The organism is Rugamonas sp. (assembly GCF_025354735.1).
In the GTDB taxonomy this organism is placed as follows: Bacteria; Pseudomonadota; Gammaproteobacteria; order Burkholderiales; family Burkholderiaceae_D; genus Rugamonas.
The window spans coordinates 1-7,677 of record NZ_JANXMI010000145.1; the positions used below are offsets into that span (position 1 = coordinate 1).

The 7,677-nt window shown below is 65.2% G+C and carries 6 protein-coding genes and 1 pseudogene; 3 read left to right on the forward strand and 4 right to left on the reverse strand.

The window, feature by feature from the left end:
- Positions 1–234 precede the first annotated feature (234 nt).
- The 3 genes from Q0S71_RS12070 to Q0S71_RS12080 all read left to right on the forward strand — a co-directional run bounded on the left by Q0S71_RS12070 (position 235) and on the right by Q0S71_RS12080 (position 2,464).
- Positions 235–633, forward strand: a complete 399-nt coding sequence (locus Q0S71_RS12070; RefSeq protein WP_295995555.1) for a hypothetical protein — start codon at positions 235–237, stop codon at positions 631–633.
- Positions 634–746: 113 nt separating this feature from the next.
- Complete coding sequence (locus tag Q0S71_RS12075; protein WP_295995558.1) at positions 747–1,706, forward strand: homoserine kinase; 960 nt, start codon at positions 747–749, stop codon at positions 1,704–1,706.
- Positions 1,703–2,464 carry a BPSS1780 family membrane protein gene (locus Q0S71_RS12080; protein WP_295995560.1) on the forward strand — a complete coding sequence of 254 codons (762 nt, stop codon included), beginning with the start codon at positions 1,703–1,705 and terminating at the stop codon, positions 2,462–2,464. Before Q0S71_RS12075 ends, Q0S71_RS12080 begins: the two co-directional genes overlap by 4 nt.
- 80 nt (positions 2,465–2,544) lie before the next feature.
- Here the strand turns inward: Q0S71_RS12080 and Q0S71_RS12085 are convergent, their stop codons facing one another.
- The 4 genes and pseudogenes from Q0S71_RS12085 to Q0S71_RS12100 form a co-directional block, all read right to left on the reverse strand.
- The gene (locus Q0S71_RS12085; protein ID WP_295995562.1) at positions 2,545–4,845 is read right to left on the reverse strand and encodes a UvrD-helicase domain-containing protein; all 2,301 of its coding nucleotides are present in this window, start codon (positions 4,843–4,845) and stop codon (positions 2,545–2,547) included.
- A gap of 88 nt (positions 4,846–4,933) precedes the next feature.
- The gene (locus tag Q0S71_RS12090; protein ID WP_295995565.1) at positions 4,934–6,976 is read right to left on the reverse strand and encodes a M56 family metallopeptidase; all 2,043 of its coding nucleotides are present in this window, start codon (positions 6,974–6,976) and stop codon (positions 4,934–4,936) included.
- 183 nt (positions 6,977–7,159) lie between these two features.
- Positions 7,160–7,354, reverse strand: coding sequence for a hypothetical protein (locus Q0S71_RS12095; protein WP_295995568.1), 195 nt, complete (start codon positions 7,352–7,354; stop codon positions 7,160–7,162).
- A gap of 191 nt (positions 7,355–7,545) precedes the next feature.
- Positions 7,546–7,677 (reverse strand): annotated as a pseudogene (locus tag Q0S71_RS12100) (S-(hydroxymethyl)glutathione dehydrogenase); the annotation flags it as partial.

Genomic DNA, 7,677 nt, shown 5'->3' on the forward strand with positions numbered 1-7,677 from the left:
GCAAGGGCGGCCGGCGGTGAATGGTGTACTGCCCGTGGCGTCGCGGCCACGGAAGATAGCGTCTCTGTCATTATCGCAGAATTCACACCGGGTTTCGGCGCCGGCGTTGCGCAACGGCGCGCCATGAATTGCGCATTTAAAACGGGCGGCGTGTCAGTTTGTTACAATGAACCGTAGAAAACATCCCGGCGTTCAGTTCTGAACTTCACGTAGCTTAGCTTAGGCGATACCACCATGAAACGCAGCGCATACCTCTGGCCCGCCCTCCTCCTCGCGCTGAGCGCCCATGTCGCCACGGCGCAGCCCCCAAGCGCCGCGCCGCCCAAGCTGGAAAAGATCGAAGACACCGGCGACGACGCGATCACGGTCAACGCCCGCCAGGCGCCGGCGCACGAAATCACGCAAAAGCGCGAGGGTGGCGTCATCACCGAGGAAACCGTCAAGAGCGGCCCGAGCACCTACACCGTCCACACGGCGCCGGTGAACGGCAACACCATGCCGGGCGATACCTTCGGCCGCACCAACCACGGCCCCCAGTGGACCGTGATGCAGTTCGACCTCGGCAAGAAAAAGAAAGCCTCGAAAGAGGAAGACGCCAGCGCCGACGACAACGCGCCGCCGGCCGTCAAATAAGTGCCGCTTGCGGCCGGCAGCGCCGCCGCGACCGTGGCCGGCGATCCCGAAGCGGCTAAGCAAGCGGCGTTTCGCCCCCCGGTTTTTTTGCAACCCTAACCTAGTTTCCCTTCATGGCAGTTTTTACACCGGTCAGCCTGGATGACGTCCGCCAGTGGATCACGCAATTCCCCCTCGGCGCCGCGCGCGCGATCAAAGGCATCGCCAGCGGCATCGAGAACAGCAATTTCTTCCTGACGACCGAACGCGGCGAATTCGTGCTGACGATCTTCGAGAACCTGTTCTTCGACCAGCTGCCCTTCTACCTGACGCTGATGCGCCACCTGGCCGATCGCGGCGTGCTGGTGCCGGCGCCGGTGGCCAACGCCGACGGCGCCCTGGTCGTCGCGCTGCACGGCAAGCCGGCCGCCATCGTCGGCAAACTGGCCGGCAGCTCGCAAATGGACCCGCGGCCGGCGCACTGCGCCGCCGTCGGCGCGATGGTCGCGCGCATGCATTTGGCCGGGCGCGATTTCCCGCTGCGCCAGCCCAATCTGCGCGGCCTGGCGTGGTGGACGGAGACGGCGCCGCAGGTGCTGCCGTTTTTGAGCGAGTCGAACGGCGCGCTGCTGCGCGACGAGATGCGCTTCCAGCAGGACTACGCGGCCGGCGCCACCTACGCCGCGCTGGAACAAGGGCCGGTGCACGCCGACCTGTTCCGCAACAACGTGATGTTCGACGGCGAACGCCTGACCGGCTTCTTCGATTTCTACTTCGCCGGCTGCGACAGCTGGCTGTTCGACGTCGCCGTCACCGTCAACGACTGGTGCATAGACGTCGCCAGCGGCGCGCTCGACGCCGACCGCGCGCGCGCCCTGCTCGACGCCTACCACGCCGAGCGTCCGTTCACGACCGCCGAGCGGGCCGCGTGGCAGCCCATGCTGCGCGCCGCCGCGCTGCGCTTCTGGCTCTCGCGCCTGTACGACCTGCACCTGCCGCGCGCGGCGCAGCTGCTGACCCCTCACGATCCGGCGCATTTCGAGCGCATCTTGCGCGCCCGGATCGCCACCCTCCCACCGGCGCTGCCCGCATGAACAAACTTCCCGCAAACACTGGCTGGCAGTGGATCAAACAAGCATTTTCGCTGTTCCGCAAACAGCCGTTCGCGCTGACGGCGTTGATGCTGAGCTGCCTTTTCCTGTCGGTGGCCTTTTTGCTGATCCCGCTGTTCGGCCCCATTTTGCCGGTGCTGACGATACCGCTGTTCTCCGCCGCGCTGTTGCAGGCCTGCGCCGACATCGACCAGGGCAAGCCGGTTCATTCCGGCCTGCTATTCGTCGCCTTCAAGCGGCAGACCCTGTGGCCGCTGGCCGCCCTCGGCTCGCTCTATTTGCTGGTGACGCTGCTGGCCTTCGGCGTGATGTGCTGGATGGACGACGGCCGCCTGCTGAAGATGGCCCTGAACGAAACGCCGTTCGACATCGCCCTGCTGGAAGAATCGAAATACGCGGTGCAGACGGCCACCACCATCATGCAACTGGCCTGGCTGTTTTCCTGCTTCGCCACGCCGCTGATCTACTGGCAAAAAATGAGCCTCGGGAAGGCGCTGTTCTTCAGCTTTTTTTCCGTGGCGCGCGCGCTGAAGGCATTCGCCACCAGCGTGATTATTTTCTTCGTCGTTTCTCAGTTCGCCGGCCTGCTCGCCGCCATCGTGTTCGGCACGACGCAGGCGATCATACTGATTTTGCCCATCACGCTACTTAGCATGGTGCTGATCCACTGCTGGCTGTATGTGAGCTATCGGCAGATCTTTGGCGCGGTGCCTGAGCAGGAAGCGGCGCAGGCAAAGTAGCCGACCTCAATCGGGATCAAGACCACCGGTCTTGATCCCCGGTCTTGACCCCGAAGTCACGCCGGTGGACGATCCGGCAATCAGCGCGCCAGCCGCTCCAGCTTCGCCACGCTCAGATCGAGCACCTTCATACCGAAGCTGCCGAAGTTGATCTGCGCGCGCGCGTTGCTGCCGCTGCCTTCGATGTTGACGATCACGCCCTCGCCGAACTTCCCGTGCGCGACCGATTCGCCGATGCGCCATCCCGGACCGCTAAGCTTCTGCTGCATCTTCTGCGCGATCGCGTTGTCGGAACCGGTCAGCGGCGCCTCGTCCCACGCCGACTTGCGGTTGTTGGCCGACCAGTGCGACTGCACTTTCGCCGACAGCCACTTGAGCGACGCCTCCGGCAGCTCGTCGAAGAAGCGCGACTTCATGTTGTAGCGGGTCTGCCCGTGCAGCATGCGGGTCTGCGCGAAGCACATGTACAGGCGCTTGCGCGCGCGCGTGATCGCCACATACATCAAACGCCGCTCCTCCTCCACGCCGCCATCCTCGCGCGAGCTGCTCTCGTGCGGGAACAAGCCTTCTTCCAGGCCGGTGATGAAGACGTTGTCGAACTCCAGTCCCTTGGCCGAGTGCACCGTCATCATTTGCAGCGCGTCCTGTCCGGCCGTGGCCTGGTTGTCGCCGGCCTCCAGCGAGGCGTGCGACAAAAAGGCCGACAGCGGCGACATCACCGTCGGCAGCGGCGCGTCGGCGTCGTAGATTTCGATGCCGTCCTCGTTGACGATGGGGCTGCCCGCCTGCGCCTGCGCGCGCGGTCCCAGATGCGCCGGCGCGCCCTGTCCGAAACCTTCCTCGGACACGAACTGGGTCGCCGCGCTGACCATCTGCTCCAGGTTTTCGATGCGGTCGGCGCCTTCTTTTTCGCTCTGGTAGTGGGTCAGCAAACCGCTCGCTTCGAGCACCACGCGCACCAGCTCCGGCAAGGCCATTTGCTGCGTTTCAAAGCGCGCGCCCTCGACCAGCTTGACGAAGCCGCCGAGCGAGGAACCGGCCTTGCCGGCCACGTAAGGCACGGCCGCGTACAGCGAAATGCGGTGCTGCTCGGACGCCGCCTGCAAGGCCTCGATGGAGCGCGCGCCGATGCCGCGCGTGGGGAAGTTCACCACCCGCAGGAAGGCCGAATCGTTGTGCGGATTGTCCATCAATTGCAGATACGCGATGGCGTGCTTGACCTCCGCGCGCTGGAAGTAACGCTGGCCGCCATAGACGTGGTAGGCGATACCGGCCGAGAACAGCGCGTGCTCGATCACGCGCGACTGCGCGTTCGAGCGGTACAGCACCGCGATCTCGCTGCGCGAGGCGCCGTCGGCGATCAGGCTCTTGGCTTCCTCGATGATCCACTGCGCCTCGGCCAGGTCGGAACTGGCTTCGTAGACGCGCACCTGCTCGCCGTGGCCGGCGTCGGTGCGCAGGTTTTTGCCGAGGCGCTTGCTGTTGTTCACGATCAGCACATTGGCGGCGTCGAGGATGTGACCGTGCGAGCGGTAGTTCTGTTCCAGCTTGATGAGGTTCTGCACATTGAACTCGCGCTCGAAGGCGCTCATGTTGCCGACGTTGGCGCCGCGGAAGGCGTAGATGCTTTGATCGTCGTCGCCGACGGCGAACAGCGCGCCGCCAGGCTGGCCGTGCCCCGCCATCAGTTTGAGCCAGCTGTATTGCAGGTTGTTCGTGTCCTGGAACTCGTCGACGAGGATGTGGCGGAAGCGCTGCTGATAATGTTCGCGCAAGGGCTGGTTGCGGCTCAGGAGTTCATAGGTGCGCAGCAGCAGCTCGGCGAAATCGACCACGCCCTCGCGCTGGCACTGGTCGTCGTACAGCTGGTACAGCTCGACCTTTTTGCGCTCGTCCGCGCTGTACGGGTCGATTTTGTCGGCGCGCAGGCCCTGGTCCTTGGCGCCGTTGATGAAGTACATCAGCTCCTTGGGCGGGAACTTCTCGTCGTCGACATTGTTCGCCTTGAGCAGGCGCTTGATGACCGACAGCTGGTCCTGCGTATCGAGGATCTGGAAGGTCTGCGGCAGCGCCGCGTCGCGGTAGTGGGTGCGCAACAGGCGGTTGCACAGGCCGTGGAAAGTCCCTATCCACATGCCCCGCGTATTAATCGGCAACATGGCCGACAGCCGCAACGTCATTTCCTTGGCCGCCTTGTTGGTGAAGGTGACGGCCAGGATGCCGGACGGCGACACCTGGCCGGTCTGGATCAGCCACGCGATGCGGGTGGTCAGCACGCGGGTTTTGCCGGAGCCGGCGCCGGCGAGAATCAGGGCGCTCTGCGCCGGCAGCGTGACGGCGGCGAGTTGTTCGGGATTGAGGTTGTGGAGGAGATTTTGCATGCCGTGATTATACCGGCAGGGGTGCGATCACGATGGGTCGCGTGCCGGAGACGCGCACCGGCCCATGGCGCGCGTCCGCCGGTTCGGATCAGCCTTCGCTGGACGACGGCGCCGGCACGGCCTTGCCGTTCTTGATCGCCTCGCGCAGCAGCTCGCGCGTGGTGCGCTCCGCTTCGCGGCTGATGCGGCCCTGTTCGCGCCCCAGTTCACTCATCTGGCGGCCCAGTTCTTCCATCGGCTTGCCGGCCTGTTTCATTTGCTGGCCCAGCGCCTGCATCGGCACCTGCGACGCTTGCAGCACGGCGCTGTACTGCTGCATGTCGCGCTGGAGCTGCATCATCTGCTGCTGCAAGGGTTCCATCTTCGCCTGCACCTGCGCCATCTGGCTTTGCAGCGCGGCGCGCTGCCCGTCCGACGACGCGGTCTCCATGCGGTTGCCGATGCGGTCCATCTCGCGGCCGACGCCATCCATCTGGCGACCCAGCGCATCCATCTGCCGGCCTTTCTGATCGAGGGCGCGCGTGGCGGCCTTGCTTTCGGCCGTGTTGGCGGTGGCGTCCATCTTGGCGCCGAGCGCGTTCATGGCCTTGCCCTGCTCATTCATGCGCGCGCCCTGCTCGTTCATCTTCGCGCTCATCTGCTTGACCGGCGCCCAGGCCGCGTCGATCCTGGCGATGATCGCCGGGTCCTGGATCAGATACGCCTTTTCGCCGTCGCGGGTCCAGACGAAATCGCCCTTGACGCTGTGCTGCAATTTGCCCACTTCCTGCACGTCGCCATAGCTGCCCGATACCGTGATCGCATCCTGGCCGCCGTGCACCACCGCATAGGAGGAGCCGCCGTCGTGCAGGGTCCAGCGCTCGACGTGGGCGCCGTGCAGCTGCGCCGACGTTATCGATGCCGGTGCGGCCGGCGGCGCCGGAGGAGCGGGCGGCGCGGGCGGGATCGCCGCCACCGGCGGCGCGGGCGGGATCGCCGCGACTCGAGGTACGGGCGGGATCGCCGCCACCGGCGGCGCGGGAGGAATCGCCGCGACGGGCGGCACGGCTGGAACCGGCGGCGCGGCGTCCTGCACATCGGCGGCGGCAGGTGCCGATGCGGGCGCCGGCGCCGGCGCGGCCTGCGCATAAAACACGGCGCTGGCCGCGCACAGGCCTAGCAAGGGCAGAGCCATCTTCCAGCTCGCAGCTTCGACATCGGGACGCACCAGGCGTTTAATACGTGACATGAGATTTCCTCCGTGGGCCGCGTGGGCCAGTTGGGTGGTGGCGAACTGAAAACGATCCAGTTCGGATAAAGCTTGCGCCAGGCGCTGCGGCTGACCGAGCGCGCTGACGGCGAGATCGTCGGCGACCTGTTCGCGCTCGATGCGGATGCGGCGCGACAGCGCCCACACGCTCGGGTGGTAGAACAGCAGGATTTCTATCGCGCTTTGAATCAGGTTGACCAGGTAATCGTGGCGCTTGATATGCGCCAGTTCGTGCGCCAGCAAGGCTTCCAGCAAATCGGGCGGCATGCCGCTGACCAGCGCCGCCGGCACCAGCACGATAGGACGCCAGTAGCCGGCCGTGATCGGACTGTCCAGCAGGTCGGCCACGCCAAGCCGCACGTGCTGCGTGAGGTCCAGGCGCAGCGCCAGTTGCGACAAACGCCGCTGCCAGTAATGGTCGACGCGGTACTGGCCGGGCCGCGTGTGCTCGGACACCCACAGCAGGCCGATGGCCAGGCGCAGCGTCATCAGCGTGGCGCCGCAGAGCCACAGCAGCACGATCCACGACAGCTGGCCACCGAAATCCCACTTCAACATCGGCAGCCAGTTCGCTGGCAGCAGCGAGGGCGCGGCGGCGATGGAGCCGGCACCGGCAAAGGAAAAATGCAGCGCCGCTGACGCCGGCGCATCGGCCAGGGTGGTGACGTCGGCGGCGCTCAAGCGCGATGCGATGCCGGCCAGCGGCAGCGCGGCGCACAGCAGCAAGGCGGCGCAGGCGACGGCGTAGCGCAGCTGCGGTCGCGCGCGGCGCAGCAGATGCAGCGCCAGCGTCGTACCCCAGCCTATCAACAGGCCTTGCCAGAGAAAGTGCAGCAGCGCCCAGCCAATGGCGGACACCAGGGCGGGCAGCACGTGGTTCATGAACGGCTGCCGGCGCGGTATGGGGTGTGTCGGGTGTGTCGGGAATGGCCGACGGTGCTGATGGTGTTGATGGTGCGGACGATGCTCATGCCGGGCTCCCTGTCGATGAATGTAGAATAATTTATCTAGTTTGGATTGTCTAGAACTTTTTATCTACATCAGCGACAGGCTGCGGCGCGCCGGTCACAGTGCGGCTTTTTCGGCGGCGCTCAGGCGCTTGGCGTGCACGCTGACGATTTGCATGTGGGCGCCATCGGCGATAGCCATTTTAGAGGCGGGCACGCTCAGTGGCACCGGGGTGGCGCTGGCATAGCCGGCGGCGCACAACAGGACGGCGCTGACGAGGAAGATGGCTTCCATATTTTTGAGGACGTTCATGGTGTTTCTCCTTTAGGTACGGTGTTTGTATGACTCCACTGTAGCCAGAAGGCGCGCCGCTCTCCACCGGATTGCGACGAAATGCAGCATCGCCGGTATCAAGCGCCGAAGATTGCGACGAAACGCAAACGCCCATGAAAAAAGCGAGGCGGCCGCCGGGCCGCCTCGCTTTCAATGAAAAACGACGCCGATCAGAAGATCACGACGGAGCGGATCGACTCGCCGCTCTTCATCAGGTCGAAGCCTTCGTTGATTCGTTCCAGCGGCAGGCGGTGGGTAATCAGGTCGTCGATATTGAGCTTGCCCTCCATGTACCAGTCGAC